The 19,371-nt window shown below is 43.9% G+C and carries 15 protein-coding genes and 1 other RNA gene; 10 read left to right on the top strand and 6 right to left on the bottom strand.

The window, feature by feature from the left end; genetic code table 11:
- The first annotated feature begins 184 nt into the window (after positions 1 to 184).
- From H5073_RS12515 to H5073_RS12490, 6 genes are all read left to right on the top strand, one after another.
- Positions 185 to 1,045, top strand: coding sequence for an RNase RNM (locus H5073_RS12515; RefSeq protein WP_182679903.1), 861 nt, complete (start codon positions 185 to 187; stop codon positions 1,043 to 1,045).
- Entirely contained in the window at positions 1,042 to 1,662 is a 621-nt protein-coding gene (locus H5073_RS12510) for an L-threonylcarbamoyladenylate synthase (protein WP_182679902.1), read from the top strand. The genes H5073_RS12515 and H5073_RS12510 overlap by 4 nt, the downstream gene beginning before the upstream one ends.
- Before the next feature lie 222 nt (positions 1,663 to 1,884).
- Complete coding sequence (locus H5073_RS12505; RefSeq protein ID WP_182679901.1) at positions 1,885 to 2,673, top strand: ScpA family protein; 789 nt, start codon at positions 1,885 to 1,887, stop codon at positions 2,671 to 2,673.
- 15 nt (positions 2,674 to 2,688) lie between these two features.
- Positions 2,689 to 3,306, top strand: a complete 618-nt coding sequence (gene scpB, locus H5073_RS12500) for an SMC-Scp complex subunit ScpB (RefSeq protein ID WP_182679900.1) — start codon at positions 2,689 to 2,691, stop codon at positions 3,304 to 3,306.
- Positions 3,306 to 4,178, top strand: coding sequence for a 23S rRNA pseudouridine(2605) synthase RluB (gene rluB / locus H5073_RS12495; RefSeq protein WP_011496867.1), 873 nt, complete (start codon positions 3,306 to 3,308; stop codon positions 4,176 to 4,178). Before scpB ends, rluB begins: the two co-directional genes overlap by 1 nt.
- A 458-nt stretch (positions 4,179 to 4,636) precedes the next feature.
- Positions 4,637 to 5,812 carry a methyl-accepting chemotaxis protein gene (locus H5073_RS12490; protein WP_182679899.1) on the top strand — a complete coding sequence of 392 codons (1,176 nt, stop codon included), beginning with the start codon at positions 4,637 to 4,639 and terminating at the stop codon, positions 5,810 to 5,812.
- Positions 5,813 to 5,893: 81 nt separating this feature from the next.
- On the opposite strand, the gene panP is transcribed toward H5073_RS12490, so the two are convergent.
- The gene (panP, locus tag H5073_RS12485; protein WP_182679898.1) at positions 5,894 to 7,549 is read right to left on the bottom strand and encodes a pyridoxal-dependent aspartate 1-decarboxylase PanP; all 1,656 of its coding nucleotides are present in this window, start codon (positions 7,547 to 7,549) and stop codon (positions 5,894 to 5,896) included.
- Between the two features lie 463 nt (positions 7,550 to 8,012).
- Between panP and ffs the strand changes: the two genes are divergently transcribed.
- An RNA gene (ffs, locus tag H5073_RS12480) (signal recognition particle sRNA small type) lies at positions 8,013 to 8,110 on the top strand.
- A gap of 90 nt (positions 8,111 to 8,200) precedes the next feature.
- On the opposite strand, the gene H5073_RS12475 is transcribed toward ffs, so the two are convergent.
- From H5073_RS12475 to dinG, 5 genes are all read right to left on the bottom strand, one after another.
- On the bottom strand, positions 8,201 to 8,521 hold the full coding sequence (locus H5073_RS12475) for a late competence development ComFB family protein (RefSeq protein ID WP_182679897.1): 321 nt from the start codon (positions 8,519 to 8,521) through the stop codon (positions 8,201 to 8,203).
- A gap of 246 nt (positions 8,522 to 8,767) precedes the next feature.
- Complete coding sequence (locus tag H5073_RS12470; RefSeq protein WP_182679896.1) at positions 8,768 to 9,487, bottom strand: DUF2057 domain-containing protein; 720 nt, start codon at positions 9,485 to 9,487, stop codon at positions 8,768 to 8,770.
- 9 nt (positions 9,488 to 9,496) lie between these two features.
- Positions 9,497 to 10,159, bottom strand: coding sequence for a primosomal replication protein (locus H5073_RS12465; RefSeq protein ID WP_182679895.1), 663 nt, complete (start codon positions 10,157 to 10,159; stop codon positions 9,497 to 9,499).
- Positions 10,156 to 10,926, bottom strand: coding sequence for a TSUP family transporter (locus tag H5073_RS12460; protein ID WP_182679894.1), 771 nt, complete (start codon positions 10,924 to 10,926; stop codon positions 10,156 to 10,158). The genes H5073_RS12465 and H5073_RS12460 overlap by 4 nt, the downstream gene beginning before the upstream one ends.
- A gap of 15 nt (positions 10,927 to 10,941) precedes the next feature.
- Positions 10,942 to 13,017, bottom strand: coding sequence for an ATP-dependent DNA helicase DinG (gene dinG, locus H5073_RS12455; RefSeq protein ID WP_182679893.1), 2,076 nt, complete (start codon positions 13,015 to 13,017; stop codon positions 10,942 to 10,944).
- A 216-nt stretch (positions 13,018 to 13,233) separates the two neighbouring features.
- Between dinG and H5073_RS12450 the strand changes: the two genes are divergently transcribed.
- The 3 genes from H5073_RS12450 to H5073_RS12440 all read left to right on the top strand — a co-directional run bounded on the left by H5073_RS12450 (position 13,234) and on the right by H5073_RS12440 (position 19,322).
- On the top strand, positions 13,234 to 15,720 hold the full coding sequence (locus H5073_RS12450; protein WP_182679892.1) for a DNA polymerase II: 2,487 nt from the start codon (positions 13,234 to 13,236) through the stop codon (positions 15,718 to 15,720).
- Between the two features lie 337 nt (positions 15,721 to 16,057).
- Positions 16,058 to 18,862: a TonB-dependent receptor gene (locus tag H5073_RS12445; protein WP_182679891.1), complete on the top strand. Its 2,805-nt coding sequence runs from the start codon at positions 16,058 to 16,060 to the stop codon at positions 18,860 to 18,862.
- A gap of 181 nt (positions 18,863 to 19,043) precedes the next feature.
- Positions 19,044 to 19,322 (top strand): hypothetical protein, encoded by a 279-nt coding sequence (locus tag H5073_RS12440; protein WP_182679890.1) that lies wholly within the window; start codon positions 19,044 to 19,046, stop codon positions 19,320 to 19,322.
- Positions 19,323 to 19,371 lie beyond the last annotated feature (49 nt).

Genomic DNA, 19,371 nt, shown 5'->3' with positions numbered 1-19,371 from the left:
AGCAAGGCAGGCCTATAGGAAACCTTAGCTGAGCATTAAAGTCAATTGAATATTACTCATTTTGGCACTTTAATGGTATTTTTTCTGTTAACGAGCAAAAAATGCACATTAACTTATGATTGAAATATTCAAAAAGTCGCAGGTTCCAAAAGCTTTTTAGCTCAGTAACGGGTAGAATAAGCCTATGATAACAGACACTCTCTTGGCCGATCTTCACAGCCACACTACCGCTTCCGATGGCCAGCTCAGCCCCACTGAGTTAGTCGCCCGCGCCCTAGATAAAGGGGTACAGATGTTTGCCATAACCGATCACGATACCGTGGCAGGCTTAGAGGAAGCGCACCAGTTTAATAATAATCAGCCACAGCCGCTTAAGCTTATTGATGGGGTAGAGATTTCTACTCGCTGGAACAGTTTTGATATCCATATTGTGGGACTCAATGTGGACAGGGGGAATTCCGTGTTGGCTGATTTTTTAGCCAATCAACGTGAGCTGCGTGAAACCCGCGCCATGGAAATCGGCGAGCGCCTTGCCAAAGCCGGAATAGAAGGCGCCTATGAAGGGGCCAAAGCCATAGCGGGGGATGCGGCATTAAGCCGTGGTCACTATGCCCGCTGGATGGCAGAAAACGGCCATGCGGTCGATATGCCCAGTGTATTTAAGCGCTATTTAGCCCGTGGCAAAACAGGTTATGTGCCTAATAATTGGGGTGATATGGCAAGCGCCATCGAGATTATCCATCAAGCGGGGGGGCTTGCGGTGCTGGCTCATCCTAGCGGCTACAAGTTATCGGCAAAGTGGCTTAAGCGCTTAGTGCGCGAATACAAGGAAGCGGGCGGCGATGCCATGGAAGTGGTGCTTGGGCAACAAAGTTTAGATGATCGTAATAATCTCATCGCATTAAGTCATCAGAATCAATTACTCGGCTCTATCGGCAGTGATTTTCACTTCCCTAGCAATTGGATAGAGCTTGGCAAAAATTTATTCCAGCCCCAAGGCGTTGACTGGGTCTGGCAATCACAATCTTGGGTGAACAGAGTATGAGTCAATTTTTTTATATTCATGATGAAAATCCACAGGCTAGGTTGATTAACCAAGCTGTGGCGATTCTTAAACAGGGCGGTGTTATCGTCTACCCTACAGATTCAGGCTATGCCTTGGGCTGTATGATAGGGGAAAAAGATGCCATGACCCGCATGGTGCGTATTCGTAAAATTGAAAACGATCATAATTTCTCCTTGATGTGCCGTGATTTATCCGAGCTTGCTAACTTTGCCAAGGTGGATAATCAGGCGTATCGACTGCTTAAAAGCTGCACGCCTGGTCCTTATACCTTTATTTTTAAAGCCACTAAAGAAGTGCCAAAGCGCTTACAGTGTGACAAAAAGAAAACCATAGGCATTCGGGTGCCTGACAACTTAATAGCCCAAGCGCTCCTCACCGCCTTAGATGCACCTATGATGTCGACCAGCTTAGTGATGCCAGATGAGCTGTTTGCTGAGTCGGATCCTGAGCACATTCGCGACATTCTTGAGCACCAAGTCGACGCAATCGTACACGGCGGGTATTTGCCTGAAAAACAAACCACAGTGATAGACATGTCGGAAGACACCATAGACGTGCTCCGCCATGGTGCCGGTGACACTAGCGCATTTGAATAGTCAGCTTGAAAGCCGCGGGATAAGTTGTTTAATCCCTGCTCAATAGCGTATACTCGCGCGCTTGGGCGTTTTTCAGTGGTTTTTACAGTGTCTTTGATGGCATTGACAGGTTAACTTTGACGTTAAGTCAAATGAGTTTTTCTTGAGAGTCGCTTTTACTCGAGAGCGACGTTTAATTGAGAACCGACTTGTTCTTGAAAGAGGCAATACAGGATTGAACCTATGCTAGGCACGCAACAAAGTTTGCCATTAGTGTTAGTGCGTGGCCAAGTGTTAGACACTATGCCAACGGACTTGTTCATTCCGCCTGAGGCACTGGAAGTCTTTTTAGAGACGTTCGAAGGGCCGCTGGATCTGTTGCTATACCTAATTCGTAAGCAAAAGCTCGAAGTGGTCGACTTAGCCATAGCCCAGATAACCAGTCAATACTTAGCCTATATTGAAGTGCTGACTGAGGCCCGTATCGAGCTTGCCGCCGATTACTTAGTGATGGCGGCAACCTTAGCTGAGATTAAATCTCGCTTACTATTGCCGCAAATGGTCAATAGTGATGATGAAGAATACGATCCAAGATTGATGCTGCTGCGCCAATTAAAGGCCTATGAAGTTATCAAGCAGGCCGCAGTGGACATCGATGCCTTGCCAAGGCTTGAGCGAGACGTGTTTCAAGCCTGTGCAGCACCAGCCCCCGGGATTACTCCGATGTTAGTGCCGCCAGATGTGAGTTTATTAGACATTGCCAGTGCGTTTGCCCAAGTGTTAAAGCGGGTGGATGCCTTTGAAGAGCATCATGTTAAGCGAGAATTACTCTCCACCCGAGAGCGCATGAGCCAGATTTTAGCTTTGCTGCAAGGCCAATCATTCGTGCCCTTCGAGCAATTATTTGATGTCAGTGAAGGCCGTGCTGGTGTGGTGGTCAGCTTTTTGGCCTTAATGGAACTGGCAAAAGAGTGGCTGGTGGAAATTGTTCAGACCGAGCCCTTGGCAACTATTTATGTTAAAGCCAGTTAGTGGATGACAACATCGATGCAAATAAACACCACACAGTTGAAGCAATTGATAGAGGCAAGCCTGTTTGTATTGGCAAAGCCTATGACAATCAAAGCATTGAAAGAAACTGTCTTGGCGGATTTTGATGTGTCTCGTAAACGTATTCAAGAAGTGATTGATGAGCTACAACAAGATTATCAAGAGCGCGGAGTACAGCTAGTAAAAGTGGCCAGTGGTTATCGGTTTCAAACCCAAGAATTACTTAGCCCCTATTTGCAGCCTTTATGGCAAGAAAAGGCGCCTAAATATTCGCGGGCAACCCTGGAAACCTTAGCCGTCATCGCCTATCGTCAACCTGTGACGCGAGGCGATATAGAACAAATCCGTGGTGTGGCCGTGAGTAGCCACATAATAAAGAATTTGGCTGATAGACATTGGATTAAAAGCGTGGGCCATAGAGATGTGCCAGGGCGACCCGCCCTTTACGCCACCACCAATGATTTTTTAGCTTATTTTGGCTTAACTAAACTTTCGGATCTTCCGCAGTTATCAGATGTTGAGTCACTACAAGCCATGTTTGAGAAAGCCCAAGCCCACGACAGTGAGCAAGGTGATGATCAAACACAGGCTTTACCAATAGAAGAGTTGAACTAATGAGTGAAAAATTGCAGAAAGTCTTGGCCCGTGCAGGCCATGGCTCCCGTCGTGAGATGGAGGCATGGATTGCTGCAGGCCGAGTTAGTGTAGACGGTGAAATTGCAACCTTAGGTGATCGCGTTGAAGTTGACGCTAAAATTCGCATCGACGGTCGCACCACTTCCATTAAAACCGCGGATGATATGATCTGTCGTGTTTTGGCTTATCACAAGCCAGAAGGCGAGATCTGTAGCCGCAAAGATCCTGAAGGTCGTCCAACGGTATTCGAGCGTTTACCTAAAATCCGCGATTCTCGCTGGGTTGCCGTAGGCCGCTTAGACATAAACACCTCAGGCTTGTTGTTATTCACCTCTGATGGCGATCTTGCCAACCGTTTGATGCACCCATCCAACGAAGTTGAGCGTGAGTATGCGGTGCGTACCTTTGGTCAAGTGACAGATGCTAACGTGCAGTCACTGCGCACGGGCGTGATGCTTGAAGATGGCCCTGCGCAGTTTGATACCATCAAGCCTGCGGGCGGTGAGGGGATTAACTCTTGGTGGCATGTGACCCTTAAAGAAGGCCGTAACCGTGAGGTTCGACGTCTTTGGGAGTCACAAGAAATCCAAGTGAGTCGTCTTATCCGTGTGCGCTATGGCATGGTTGAATTACCTAAGACCTTACCTCGTGGTGGCTGGATTGAGCTGCCATTAGATCAAGTTAACTACTTACGTCAGTTAGCGGGTCTAGAAGCGGAAACCCGCAGTATGCTAGGTTCAGATAAGCACAGTGTGGCGCGCTCTAAAGTGAAGAGTTCTAAAATCCGCCGTGCAGTGCAAAAGCATAAAGTTATCTCTAGTCGAGCGAAGCCAAGCCGTCAGCGCGATTAATCTTGGTTTGCAGCGGTAGTTTAGCTGTATTACTGCTAGCACAACTGTCATCGCTAACTTAGCTTCGGCTAAAAAGGTCACTTATCAGAGTGGCCTTTTTTTTATGACTTAAAAACGGCACTCTTTAAGTCAAAGGTAGGTTATCGACATGATTTTGATAGGCATTTGTAGACTTTTTGTTATTTAGTTTTTATTCTGTTTCAGTTATTTAACGTTAACTGGGGTTAATAGATGAATAACTAGCGCTGCAACAATAAATATAAATTCAATATTTTGCACTCAAACTAGAGCTTTGCGCTGATAACAAGGCCCTTGCTTATTATTAAGAATACGCGTAATCGCTAGCCTATAGTAAGGGTTTTCAACTTAACACGTAGAAAAATATTGGCCATATCAAGCATGGTCAATTGAGATGTCAAGGTTCAGTCCTACAGTAATAACAATGTATAGGAAATCGAATGTCAGCAGTTAAAAATCAACTACAACAGAAGCTTATCTATCCGCTGCTGGTACTTTATCTAATTGCTTTTGGCTATTTGAGCCTGCAGCCTTCCCAAGTGGAGACGCTTAACATCTTCATTTTACTCAGCCTTATGGCTGCTGGGCAGTTGCTGTTGAGTTTTTATCTTTTTGAGCGCTTTATTGGCGGACGCCTACAGCGCTTGACGCATTATCTTGATTTAGTCGTGAGTACTGAAGCTGCGCCTGAAAAACCACTACGAGATAAATACCCAGATGAACTTGGTTTGATAATCAATCAACTAAGTGACTTTATCGATGGTCTTAAACAGATTTTGGACGAAGTTCGCCAAGATGCCAGCCGCTTTAAACTGGGGGCAACGGTATTAACCACCCAAATGTCTCAGGCCGAATCTTCTGTGATTAAAAGTAATCAAGCCAATGAGTCTATTACTTATTCGCTACAAGAAATCTCCATGACGGCGGATCAATTATCGGCTAATGCCGGCGAGCTTAAGTCCACGTCACATAAAGTGAATGAATTGCTGCAGTTAGGTACTGCTGATGCACAAGAAAATCAAAGAGGAATGGCGGTATTTGCCAGTGGCATAGAGCAAATGGCGGCATCTTTGGATTTACTTAATACCGACAGCCAGCAGATTGGCAATGTGTTAGCTGTGATTAAAGGGATTGCCGAGCAGACTAATCTTTTAGCACTCAATGCGGCTATTGAAGCCGCCCGTGCTGGTGAGCAAGGCCGAGGTTTTGCTGTGGTTGCTGATGAAGTCAGAGCGCTGGCTTCCCGCACTCAAGATTCAACTATCGAAATTCAGCGCATTGTTGAGCAGTTACAGAGTAAGACGACTAACGCTGTTACTGGAATTGGCGACAGCCTACGCATAAGTCAGCAAAGTTTGCAGCAATGTGAGCGAGTGAGCCGTGCATTTAATGACATTGGTGCCACGTTTACTCAGCTTGAGCAGCTGGCTGGGAATATTACCAGCAGTATTCAAGAGCAACAATCCGCGACTCGCAGCATTAATAGCCAAGCGATGGCGATTTCTGATCTGAGCCAAGAGGTCAGCGTGAATCTTAAGGCCATTGCAGACAAAGCTGCCGAGCAGAAGCATACCTCATCGAATTTAGATTCTGTGCTGGCAAGGGTTTGCGTGTAGCTTGATTGTTGTTTAGAGGCTGAATTGATGTCTAATGATCAGTTAACCATCCTATAGACAGCATCTTTCAGCGTTTAACCTTTACATTTGCGCTTTGGCTAATGCTAATAACTGCGGTAAAAATTCGTTATCTAAAGCGGCAATTTCTTGCTGCTCCTCTAACACCTTATGCAAGATATCAAATCCAGTAAGCGGGTTAGCTAACACCACTCTAAATACTGTGGTGTGCTGCCTATTATAGCGCGCCGGTTGGATGCGAGTACGTGACACAAAAGATTTACCCTGTTCACGCTGATGTTTTTGAATAAACTGAGTTAAACCATCGAGTAATTCATTATATTGAGCCAATGCGGGCCAATTTTGTTGTTTACAAGCAGCGTTCATCGCCAATTGCACTGCGTTAGGCACATAACGATATGTTAACAGGCACAGCTCTGGCTCGGTGATGAGCTCAAAATCTGCGGACGTTTTAATCAGTTCACTGAAAAAACGGGCTTTCTCTAGACTGTTGTTGATTAAAATCTCATAGCCTTCAAGGCCGATTATCTGCAAGCAAGCATGCACTAGCATCGCCATTCCAGGGCGTGAGCCTTCTAAGGTCTGGCTGCCTAAATCTTTTGAGCCCACCCGCAGGATATACTCAGCATGGTGGACGATGGCATTGGCAAGCTCTGGGTCTTTAAATAGCACCATACCTGCGCCCATGGGCACATACATCTGTTTGTGAGCATCTATGGTGACTGAGTCTGCAAGCTCAATGCCCTTAAGAAGGTGGCGATACTTGTTAGACAATAAACTCGCGCCGCCCCAAGCTGCATCTACGTGGAAATGACAACCTAGCTCTTGAGCTAATGCCGAAAGCTCTGTTAATGGGTCAATGTTACCGGTTTCCGTGGTACCTGCCACGCCAACAATTGCCATGACTTTAACATTCTTACTGGCGAGCGTTTTTGCCGCGAGACGCATGGCATCAACGTCGACTTTGTTGTCTGCTGTGGTGGCTATGCTGATGATATTGTCTCGACCAATACCCAGTAAATCCACCGCCTTTCCAAGGGAGTAGTGGCCACGCTCTGAAACTAAAATAGCGATGTCATCAAACCCATAGTGGCGCAGGGCTTTAAGCATGCCCTCTTGATTGACGCCTCTAAATTCACCTTCAGGCTTAAGCAAACGATTACGGGCTATCCATAGGGCAGTAATGTTAGCGACTGTGCCGCCGGAGCAAAAAGCGCCCAGTGAATGGTTAGCACTGTGCATCCACTGCTCATAAAAGTTTGAGTCTTGAGCAAAAACAAGATGATGCATCATGCCTAACACTTGGCGCTCTAGCGGCGTAAAAGCTTTGGAGGTTTCGATTTTAACCAAATTCTGGTTGAGGCCGACCATCATCTTTGACAATGGCAGCACAAAATAGGGTAGGGCTGACGTCATGTGGCCAATAAAGCTGGGCGCCGCAGTATGGACAGAGTGCGCGACGAGGTTTTGCATTATTTCATCTGTATAATCAGAGACAAACCTTGGTGCTGCTGGGATTTTAAAGGCTTGAAAGTCGGTTTCAATTTCGCTTAATGGTTTTTCTAATGCGGCTATGCTGTTACCGAGAAAGCCTGCAAGATCTTCAGATAACTTTTGCTCTATGATACTTAATGTGGACTCGGCGTCTTCTGGTACGGTAAAAATACGTAACATACTGTCTGCTGACGCTTGTGCTTTACGGGGAGTTATCGAGGTCATTCACTGTGCCATCATGATGAAAGAATTGCCGAAAATAGACAGCTTAGTGTCAAAAGTATGCTTATGGCAATAATAAGGTTGCTAACTTTACTGCAAGCTAGATTTAGCATCAAGTGTTAATGGTGGTGCAGGCTGGCTAGAATGAAAATAGCGCTGAAAATGAGGGCAACATCCTTTTGCCCTAAAATCACAAGTCAATTCACTTTGTTAACTTAATGTTAAAGCTAGGTGTTTGCAAGTTAAATTGACCGTTGAGATTAAATTATTATCAAATAGCCATTGTGGGGCTGAGGTGAATAATGATTGAGCAGTTAGCACTAACAATGGAATGCTTTGATGATAAAGGCTTGATCCCGGCGGCAGCTTAAGGGATAATCGCCCCGTTCTTAGCTAATTACATTTACGTAAGTTAATGTAAGCATTATTGAAAAAGTAGCATTTTTCTAAGAAAGCTATGGTGACCCTAGGGTCCCCCCGCAATGATAACTTGTGAACTCGGCCAGGCCCGGAAGGGAGCAACCGCAGCAAGCGACTCGTGTGCCGGGGTGTCGGCTCTAGGGGAGCCTCCAAACTCCCACTCTTATACTACTTCGATAACACCTTGTATTCAGTATATCTTTGCCTTAGTAATACTTATCTAACCATACCTTTTTAACTATCGCTTTTAGGTTCGGCAAGCGGTGTTTCTGCTTTTTGTTGTTCTTCTTGGCGGCGTCTTAAGGTGTTGGCTTTTAAAAATGCCCGTGCTTTCTCTAATGAATCTTGGATCTCTCGCTTCATGTTCTGCAATTCGCTGTAATCCTCAAAGAAATAGGTATCGACTAAGTGCCTGACATAGCGTACTGGAAGTTGATTGAGGGTGACGCAACATAAATCTGCTAAGAACTCTTCTGGTAATTCATCCATCAAGCCTTCATCTTTTAATATTTCCATTAATAGAACTTCATAATAATTTCGAATTTCTAGTTGCATCTTGAGCTCCAAAGAGAAAGGTTTTGTTAAATGTAATCAAAGAATTTGATTATCGCAACGACATCCATAGACCAAAGATGGGGTCTCGCCGACGGGAGGCAGAATGTTTAGGTGCGATTGTTATTATTATCGGCATTAATTCTAGTCTAACTTTCTAATAATGGCTTAAAAAAGAATGGCTTTTAGTAAAGCCCTATAGAAATACTGTCTCTAAGGGCTTTTTGGACTTCAGTGCTATGGTGCAATTTAAAGCTGCTTGATAGCCCAGCTCATAAATTCTTTTTGGGTGGCTTCGTCTGCCTGTAACCACCAATGTTGAAGCATTTTTTGCGCATGCTCATTTGGAGTAACAGTCGCAGGGGCTGTTAATGCTGCGGCAGACACAAGAGAATAGTCGGCTTTTGGTGCTATCGCTGTAGGCGCTATATCGGTAACGGTGGGCGTAGTCGCTGGCACTATAGCTTCAGGCTTAATAGTCATTTCAGCTGCTTGGGTGGCGCTTGCTATCACGGGCTCTGATTTATTTGTAAACAGTTGACCAAAGAATGATTTCTCTTCAATTTGAGTTTGAGTAATGGAGAAATCTACCGCTTGATTATCATCGCTACTGATAATTAATTTGGGCTCTTTGGCGAAATTTTTAGGGTCTTTAATGGCGCTTTTTACTGGGGACAATAGGTACTGCTTTCCCTCTTCTGCCACTAGAGTGAGAATAATAGGTGAGGATTTAACAAAGGTCTGGCTGTCGCTAAAATCATCTTTAACTAAGTCATGGTAACGAAGCGCAATCTTATGGCTGCCTGCTGTTAGTGGTAAATCTTCCTGATGAGTAAACTTGTTGGTTGCTATATTTTTGCCGTCTAATGCTAAATATTCAAAAGACATAGGGATAGTGAGATTGGCGGCGAACACTGCCGATGAAGAGGCTAAGATCAGCAAAGCACCTGCGGTTTGAAAAAGTTTCATTGTTACTCCTTAACGTTTATCACTGTAATGTGGGCGTTCTAATAATTGAATACGTTCTTCGATGTAGCTCATGGCTTGACGGCATTTCCCCAGCCGTTTATGGGTCGCAAGGATCTCATTTTGCAATGCAATCTTATCATTTGGATGACAGGATGCCAGATTAAGTTCCATTTGAGCAATTTTTTGAGTGATCTTATCGGCCCAATTTAAATGCTTATTGAGTTCAGCATACAGCTCATGACTATTTTGCATCACGTTACCAGCTATCCAGCCAAAGCCGCTGCTGGCATGGGTCGACTGTTGGCGTTTAGCAAAAAAAGCCCGTTTGCTGTTTTTTTGTTGCTCAGCACTTTTGATATTAATGTTTGTGGTGTTGAGTGCACGTTTAAGGGCGGTAAATCTGTCTTGAACACGCTCACAACTTAGGGTGATAAGCTGGGCATCAAGCTTAAGTGAAAGCTGTTTTTCCAGTTGATTAATGCTTTTCTTTAATTGCTCAATACAGGGAGATAATTTGGCGCCCTGTTGAATAAAAAGCTGATTATTGAAGCGCTCCACATCTTGCAAAAGCTTACCTTGAGAGACGGGTATATTGGCATCATGCTGGAGTACTTCTTGCTCGAGTTGGGCAAGTTTAGCCCTTAAGTTTGCGACAACTTGGTTGTTATTCATTGCCATGCCGTCCAGGTAAGGTTCGCGGCCATGGCCAGCACTATGATAATAAACAAAGGCTTAATAAAAGGCACGCCAAAACGGATCGCAGAATGTGCACCAATGTAAGCGCCTACCATCATGCAAACCCCTATCCATAGGCCTACTAACCAATGCACTTGCCCAAGAGCTGCAAATAAAACTAAGGCGGTTGCGTTGCTGATCGATGTCATGGCACGGGCTAAACCGCAGCTATTAAGCAAGGGTAATTTGTGCAACTTGATTGAGGTTAAGGTCCAAAATGCACCAATGCCAGGGCCCGCAAAGCCGTCGTAGGCGCCCAAACTGACTCCTTGCGTCCACTGCTTTGTCGCAGAGCTTGGAGTGGTTGGCGCATTATGATTTTCATCCATCAGTTTTGGGCTGAATAAGGTATACAAGGCTATGCCTATGATAAGTATGGGTAAGATTTTTTCTAACCATTCAGGCTCGACCAAGAAGACCGCAATGGTGCCTATGATGGCACCAATAAAGGTTGCCCCTAAACTGTGATACCAGAAAGAAGGCTCAAACAGCTGCTGCTTATAATAGGTGAGGCTAGCAGTGAACGAGCCAAAACAGGCCGCCAGTTTATTGGTACCAAGGGCAATATGCGGCGGCATACCTATGGTTAATAAGGCTGGGATGGATAATAATCCGCCGCCGCCAACGATAGCATCAATAAATCCTGCTACAAGGCCAACTAATGCCAACATGGCCCAATGGCTAGGTTCTAATAACAATTCCACGTATTTTTTACTCGATTATTCAATAACTCGGCGAAAAGGAGGCAGCGCATCTATCAGTGATTTACCGTAACGTTTGGTCACTAGGCGCCGATCTAAAATAGTGACTCGGCCATAGTCTTGCTCTTTTCGCAGTAATCTACCACAACTTTGGATCAATTTTCGTGAAGCGTCAGGGATGGTGAGTTGCATGAAGGGATTACCGCCCTTCATTTTGATGTATTCGGCGTGAGCTTGCTCCACGGGCGATGTGGGCACAGCAAAAGGCAATTTAGTGATGATTAAATTTGTTAAGTAATCGCCGGGCAAATCCAAACCTTCTGAGAAACTGCCGGTGCCAAAGATGACACTGGCAAGGTGTTGATCGCAGCGAGCTTTATGCTGCTCAAGGAGCTGTTGTCTTGGGGCTGTTCCTTGGATAAATAGCTCATCTTTAGTGAGTTTTTTCTCAACAATTTCAGCAACTTTTTCCATTTGCCAATAAGAGGCAAATAACACCAAACTTGCCATTTCGCCTTCAAGTAATGCAATTATCTGCTCGGCTAACTCTTGAGTGAAATCATCATCAGTGGGTTCGTTACGCATCTTAGGGATAAATAAGGTGGCGTTATTTTCATAATCAAAAGGTGATTGTAGTGCTAAAAAACGGCTGCCATCATTAATGCTTAACCCCACTTGATGGGCAAAATGACTAAAGTTGTTTAGCGCTCGCAGCGTCGCGCTGCAGAGTACTACCCCAGCGGCCTTTTGCCATAGCATGGACTCCAGCATAAACCCGACTTCAATGGGCGAAGCGCAAAATAAGTAGTCTTGTTGTTTACCAGTGATGAGCTCGGCCCACCTGGCCATAGGCGCGCCTTTGTTGCTGTCTTCTTTTGCCATCATTTTCCACAGCTTTTGCAGGTTATCTAAACGTTGCAAAATAAAACCTGTTTCTGACAACAAGGCTTCAGCTTGATGTTTGGGCACCTCACCGTCTTTAATGGCTTCACTGAGTACAGATTGAATTTTTGTGAATTGCTTTAGTCCTTGATTTGATGCAGTGGCTAAGTTTTCTGCTTGAATAAGTAAGGCTTGAGGCAATTTTCCGTGCTCGAAACGCATTCTCACTTCTGGGTTGGCAAATTGCTGCGGCTGAGTATCGCAAAAATGTGCCACTTGATTGAGCAAAGACGTTAACTCGGAGATATGATCCAGCATCGCTTGTACTGGTGCGATAATGTGAGTGGTTTTGAGTTGGTTTTGTAATTTGCTGCAGGTTTTAGCGGCTTTCTCTAACCAATCGCTAGCGCCCCTTAGGGTGGCTTGTGCGCTGGAAAAGTCTCTGGCGACTATGGGCAAATGATGGGCTTCGTCAATAACATAAAACATGTCTTCGGGATCAGGCAAGATAACACCGCCGCCTAATTCTAAGTCCGCAAACAATAGGCTGTGGTTGACGATAAGCACGTCCCAAGTTTCTACATCTTCCCTTGCCTTATGAAAGGGACAGTTATGGTGACTCGCCACTTGGCGGTGGCAACTGTGTTTATCACAACAGATTTGCTGCCATAAAAAATCGGGAATAGGGGTTTTAAGGGTGTCGAGCTCACCATTCCAGCGTTTTTTGTGGTAATCCTCATGCAATTGCCCTAAGGCTTCCACTTGGCTTTTGTCTGGTTTGGTTTGCCACATGGCCATTTGCGCGCTGTCTTGGCTGCCAAGCATGGCCTCGAGCTTAGCCAAACACACGTAGCGCTGGCGACCTTTAACTAAGCCAAATTTAAAATCGAGACCAGAATTGGCTAAAAAGAACGGCAAGTCTTTATGCAGCAGTTGCTCTTGCAGTGCGACTGTGGCAGTGGCAATACAGACTTTCTTCTTGTTACCGACGGCTAGCGGTATGCTACCCAATAGATAAGATAACGACTTACCAATACCTGTGCCAGCTTCAACCACTATGATGCGCCTGTCTTTGTCGTATTCACCGGCTAAGGTTTTAGAGATCTCGGCCACCATGAAGTTTTGCTCGCGCCGTGAGCGAAATTGAGGCATCGCCGTGGCTATGCCTTTATAAATGGTGCGGATCTGGGTCTTTATCTTATCCGATAGCATGCTTAAGTATTAATTCTTTATTAACTGACTTATGCTGTACATAATAACAGTGAATTGACCGTCTAAGAACAATAATAAGCACAATAAAACTTCAGAACCTGAGTTTAGGCATTGTTAGAGGGCATGCAAAAGATGCTCTCTCGCGGTTTTTTCCGTCAAAAACCTTGCTTCATAGTGACTCAATAACCCTAAAAAATAACGCTAAATAAGATGGCTATGTCACCCGAGAAACTCACCAGTATTAAAGGCCGTATCCTGACTCGCCATACCTTGTATCGTGAAGGTCGCACTGTATTGCAATATTTTATTAAAACCTTACAAGGTCCAGTGCTCATTGAACGGGACAATGCTGAAGTGATTTGCTTTTGTCGGCAAGCAGATGCACAAGGTTTAAGTCAGTTATTAGCAGGTCAGCTCTATGGTCAGTATCGCTTGGTTAATATTGAACTGAAAAGCTTTCATCATGAGCCGCTTGCTTGTATTTATTTAAAAACGGTCAAACAGCTTAGGTTGGTTATTCGAATTGCACAGGACAGAGGTATTGCGCTTTTTGAAAGTGATATTAAAACGGAGCAACGTTTTTTAATTGAACGTTTTATTGCATTAGACGCGGAATTTCTAGGTCAGTGGCAGAATGAACCTTCATCTAAAAGCTTAACTTCATCGGAATCTTCAGCCCATGGTTCACCAGCACCAGAAACGCGCCACCAACCCCAGCAACTGCCGCTGCTTTCGTTATCTCGGGCACGAAAAACTGACATCGAAGTGGATTTAACCGTGGTTTCACTGGATTTTGAGTGCGCCATGTCAGGGGAACTGTATTCAGTCGGCTTATACGGTGACAAAGAGGGTGACCATAAGAATGTTGGCAACGACAACAGTGGGTCGCATTACCAGAAGGTGATCATGATTGGTGAGGCGCAAGCTGATGCCAGTCCATGGATTGAATGGGTCAGTAATGAGCGCGCCCTTATTATAAGGCTTATCGCTTGGTTTGATGAGTACGACCCCGATGTGATCATCGGCTGGGCTGTGGTGACTTTTGATTTGGCGCTTTTATATCGCCGCTGTTTAGCACTGGGCATTAGCGCCTCATTTGGCCGTAATGGCCAAGCCTTAAGCTGGAAAGTTGCCGATAAATTTAGGCCAGAGACCTTATCACTACCTGGACGAGTGGTGCTGGACGGCATAGATTGGTTAAAAGCGGCTTTCTATCAATTTGATCGTTATTCGCTAGAGTTTGTCTCCCAAGCGCTGCTTAAAGAAGGCAAGGCGATAGATCATGTGGAAAACCGAGCGGGGGAGATAAGCGAATTATTTCAAAACAATAAACAGGCATTGGCCCAATACAATATTACCGATTGCCGCTTGGTGTGGGATATTTTTGCTAAAACAGAGCTGCTGGCCTTCGCACTAGAGCGGGCTAAGTTAACAGGGCTGGAGTTTGGCCGAGTCGGCGCCTCCATTGCTGCCTTTAATCATCTTTATTTACCTCATCTTCATCGTCACGGCTTTGTGGCGCCAAGCGTTGCTGCTAGTCAGGGGATTGAAAGTCCCGGCGGCTATGTGATGGATTCAGTACCAGGATTTTATAAAGATGTATTAGTGCTGGATTTTAAAAGCCTTTACCCTTCTATTATTCGCACCTTTTTGATTGACCCCAAAGGGCTTATCACAGGGATGCAAGAGCTGCCTGAACACACAGTCGCAGGTTTTTTAGGCGCCAGATTTAGCCGTGAATCACCTATATTGCCGACACTCATAGCATCATTATCGGGCCAGCGAGAGATGGCAAAACGTAACAGCAACAATCCGTTATCCCATGCCATTAAAATCATCATGAATTCACTCTATGGCGTATTAGGCTCGAAGGGCTGCGTATTTCACGACGCTAAACTTGCAAGCTCAATTACCATGCGCGGCCATGAAATCATGAAGCAAACGCGGCGCTGGATTGAAGAGTTGGGCTATCAAGTCATCTATGGCGACACGGACTCAACCTTTGTCTGGCTAGGTGAAAACCATAAGGTCGGGAACATTAACGCGTTAGGGCTCAACATAGCCCAAAATATCACTGAAAAATGGCAACAGAAATGTGAACAGGAATTTAATATCGAAAGCTTTCTAGAGCTTGAGTTTGAAACTCATTACAGCCAATTTGTTATGCCAACCCTAAGGGGATCTGAAGAGGGCAGTAAGAAACGTTACGTTGGCGCTAAAATCGACCCCCAAGGTCAAATGAGTTTAGTGTTTAAAGGCATGGAACAAGTAAGAAGCGATTGGAGCCCGATAGCTAGGCGTATTCAGTACCACCTTTATGAAAAGCTATTTGCAGGGGAGGATCCGGTCAATTTTATCGAGCAAGAGCTAAAAGCATTAAAGAAGGGAGAACGTAACTCAGAGCTGGTCTTTCGAAAGCGTCTAAAGCGTGATATCTCAGAATACACAGCTAAATCTTCTCCCCATGTCAAAGCCGCCGCACTGCGATGTGAAGCTAGTGGTGATATATCCTTTGGACTTAAAGGCGCAACGGTTGAATATGTGATAACAAAACAGGGCGCGCGCGCGATACAGAGCCCAAAGCTTGATTATGATTACGACTACTATATAGAAAAACAAATTAGACCCATTGCCGAACCTATCTTAGGTTTATTGCATCGCAGTTTCACTGAGCTGCTCTCAAATCAATTACAGCTTCTTTAAAGTGAGTATTATCATGAAGGGATACATGTGTCAATTTACATCAACGCATTAAATGTCACCTTTTGTTAACCATTTTTTTGATTTGTATGCTTTACGATCTAACTGTAATTTTAAATGAACAGATTAGATTTCAGTTAGTGTACAAAGGCGCTTTTTTGTCCACTCGAGTGTTCAATTAATCAATAAAAGCATGGACTATGTTGATAAAGTGTTTGAAATGTGTTTTTATTGCGTTATCCTGATGTTTGACTTGTAACTATTGTTCCTAAGTCAGCACCAAACCAACCATATAAAGGTTGGAATTATAAGAAAGACCAAATATCCAGGGAGACATACAATGAATAAGAATTTACTGGCTAAGTCAGTGCGTTTCGCATTGATAGGTGGTGCAACAGCTGCAGCTTTCACCGCACCAACCGCTTTTGCCGCTGAAGATGGCGCTAAAGTTGAACGCATTGAAGTAACAGGTTCACGTATTAAACGTGCAGATATGGAAACCGCTAGCCCAGTATCAACTATTGATGCTCAAGCTATTTTAGCCTCTGGCGCGACATCAATCGATGGTATTTTGCAGAGCATGACTGCTGCGGGTGGTGCAATGACTAACCCGGGTATTAATAATGGCTCTGGTGGTAATGCTCGTGTGAACCTTCGCGGTTTAGGCTCTGATAGAACTCTAGTTCTTGTTAATGGCCGTAGAATGATCGCATCCGGCACAGGTGCTGCTGCATCAGTTGATTTAAACACTATCCCAGTTTCTATGATCCAGCGCATCGAAGTATTAAAAGACGGTGCTTCAGCAATCTATGGAACTGACGCTATTGCAGGTGTGGTCAACGTTATTCTTAAACGTGATTTTGAAGGTTTAGCTGTTAACGTTCAGACTGGTGTGTCTGGAGAAGGCGATGGCGATGAAACTAGCTTAGACATTACCTTAGGTGCTAATTCAGACCGTGGTAATATTGTTGCCAACCTTCAATACACTAATCGCGGTGAGGCTCGCCAGTCTGATCGTAGTTTTTCTAACTGCCCCATAGCTGAAACTGGAGATAATGGCAGCAGAAGCCTTTACTGTGCAGGTAGCTCATACTCAGAAGGTGGTCATGTTTGGGGTAATAAGAACCATGGCATTACACCTACTGGACCTGAAGATGCCTATGCTATTGGTAATTCAGGATATTATGGACACTACGTCGACAGTGGTAAGCTAGACTCTAAAGGTGTTGCAATACCAAAGTTTGAATATTTTGATAAGACAAAAACAGAAGCCGACTTAAGTGGTCGTGGTGGCCCATACCGTGATTTTGTTGATAGCGGTGATAATAATGACAGATTTAATTATTCAAAAGACAGCTATCTTTCAACGCCGATGGAGCGTTTGAATTTAACTTTTGCTGGCTCTTATGAATTAAATGATTCAATGCGCTTCTTTAGTGAAGCTATGTACACTAAGCGTTGGTCTTCACAGCAAATGGCTCCTCAGCCAGTTTGGAATAGCTCATCATGGGTATATAACCCTATCAGTGGTGGTGGTGTTAATGGCGTTGCAGGTTGGATGACTGATGAGTTAATGCCATTTGCTCAGGTTGGTGAGAAACTGGAATATGGACGCCGTATGGCTGAAACTGGTACTCGTGACTTTAGTCAGGTTGTAGATACAGTTCGTTTAGTCGTCGGATTGGAAGGTGAGTTTGATAATGGCTACTCATGGGATGTCTCTTATAATAAAGGTAAAAACGACTCAGTTGAAACTTTAGCTAATTTACATAACCTAGGTTCGATCAATAGTGCTGTAATGGCAGGGAAATTTGATCCTTTCCTTCAATCTTCTTGGGTTGATGAAAGTATTGCCCCATATGTTTACACCGAAGTTAAGAGTGGTGGCAGTGAGATGGATATCTTCGCTGCATCTTTATCTGGCGAAGTTATGGAGTTGCCAGCCGGTTACTTAGGCTTTGCTGCAGGTGTAGAACATCGTGAAGAGGCTGCTCATTTCACGCCTGATTCACTAACGGCACAAGGCTTAGCTAATGACCCTCGTGAAGACCCTACAGCTGGTTCGTTTACTGTAAATGAAGCATTCCTAGAGTTAGGCGTTCCATTACTAAGTGATTTACCATTTGCTGAACAAGTTGATTTAAGTGCTGCGATGCGCTATTTCGATTACAGTACATTTGGTGATGATAGTACTTGGAAATTAGGTCTAACATGGCGTATGAATGATGAGATTATGTTCCGTGCTGGTCGTTCAACTGCGTTCCGTGCTCCAACAGTAGATGATTTATTTGGTGGTAGATCTCCATCATTTGAACAAGTTCAGCATCCAGCATCAAGTCAAGATCAAGCGGAGGTTACTGAAGGTGGTAATCCTGCATTAACACCTGAAGAAGCAGATATTCTGACAGTAGGTGTCGTACTAGAGCCTAGCTTTGTTGAAGGTTTATCTTTAACTGTCGATTATTACGATATTGATATTGAGAATGCAATTAATAGTGTAGATGCATCATACGTTGCTACTCAGTGTTTAGGTTCTAATGGTCAAAATATCAATACTGGCACAGCTTTATGTCAAGCTGCAAATATTGCAATTGATGGTACTGGTAGAATTACTTTTGATAATGGCTTACAAAATATTGGTGGGCAAGCAACATCAGGTTATGATGTCAATATAGCTTATACTTTTGAAGGCTTAGGTTTAGATTGGCGTGCAGGATTAGATACTTCGATTCTAACTAAGTTTGATGAATCAGACCAAGACGGCAATATTATTGATTATAAAGGTTTTATTACAGCAGGTGCAGGTGCTTATGCAGAGCTTAAGTCAAACTTTAGCTTAAATGCATCAGCTGATGATTGGGGCTTAACTTATGAATTGCGTTATATCGACGGTATGACTTCGTTCTTAGGTAAGTGTACAGCTGATCCATCTTCTTGTAATACACCAACAGTTGATAGTATTGTTTATCACGATTTATCTGGCTATTATGACTTGACCAATAATATTTCATTGTCTGCTGGTATAAATAACGTGTTAGATGAAAAACCACCATATTACACGGGTAGTAATGACTCTAATACAGACCCTTATACTTATGATGTAATGGGGCGTTACTTCTTCGTTAGAGCAAGCATGAAGTTCTAATCGAAATAAGTATTTCTACTCGCTATTTAGTAGGAATATATAAAGTTAAGCCCTAAGCGTAAGTTTAGGGCTTTTTATTACTATTTATTTAAATAAAGATTAAAATTTCTGATTATAAAAGCTAAATGAACTTTATACTTTTTTGTTAGGTTTTTATGATACTAAAAAGGATGCTTGTATTATGAAATTATTAAGTTTAAACACTGTTTTTCTTGTTAGCGTATGCGGTCTATTTTTTGGTTGTTCAAGTACTGAAAACACAACGGCAAGTGTGAGTGAGGGGAATGTATCTACACAATCAAAAGCGGAAGAGCTTGGCTTGAAGTGCCAAATGACAAAGTCAACAGGTACACACATGAAGAGAAAAAATTGCACAACTCTAGCACAGCGTGAAAGAGAAGAAGCAGAAGGTCAAAAGTTCATTCGTAGTGTTAAGTCAGGTATGGCAGAAAGTAATTAATTTTGGCTAGATTTAGCCATAACTAAAAACTCATAAAATTTAATATTTT

Origin of the sequence: Shewanella sp. SR44-3 (assembly GCF_014163735.1) — a bacterium.
Lineage (GTDB): Bacteria > Pseudomonadota > Gammaproteobacteria > Enterobacterales > Shewanellaceae > Shewanella.
Note: the sequence above shows the minus strand (reverse complement) of the source record. Positions and strands in the feature narration are given on the sequence as shown.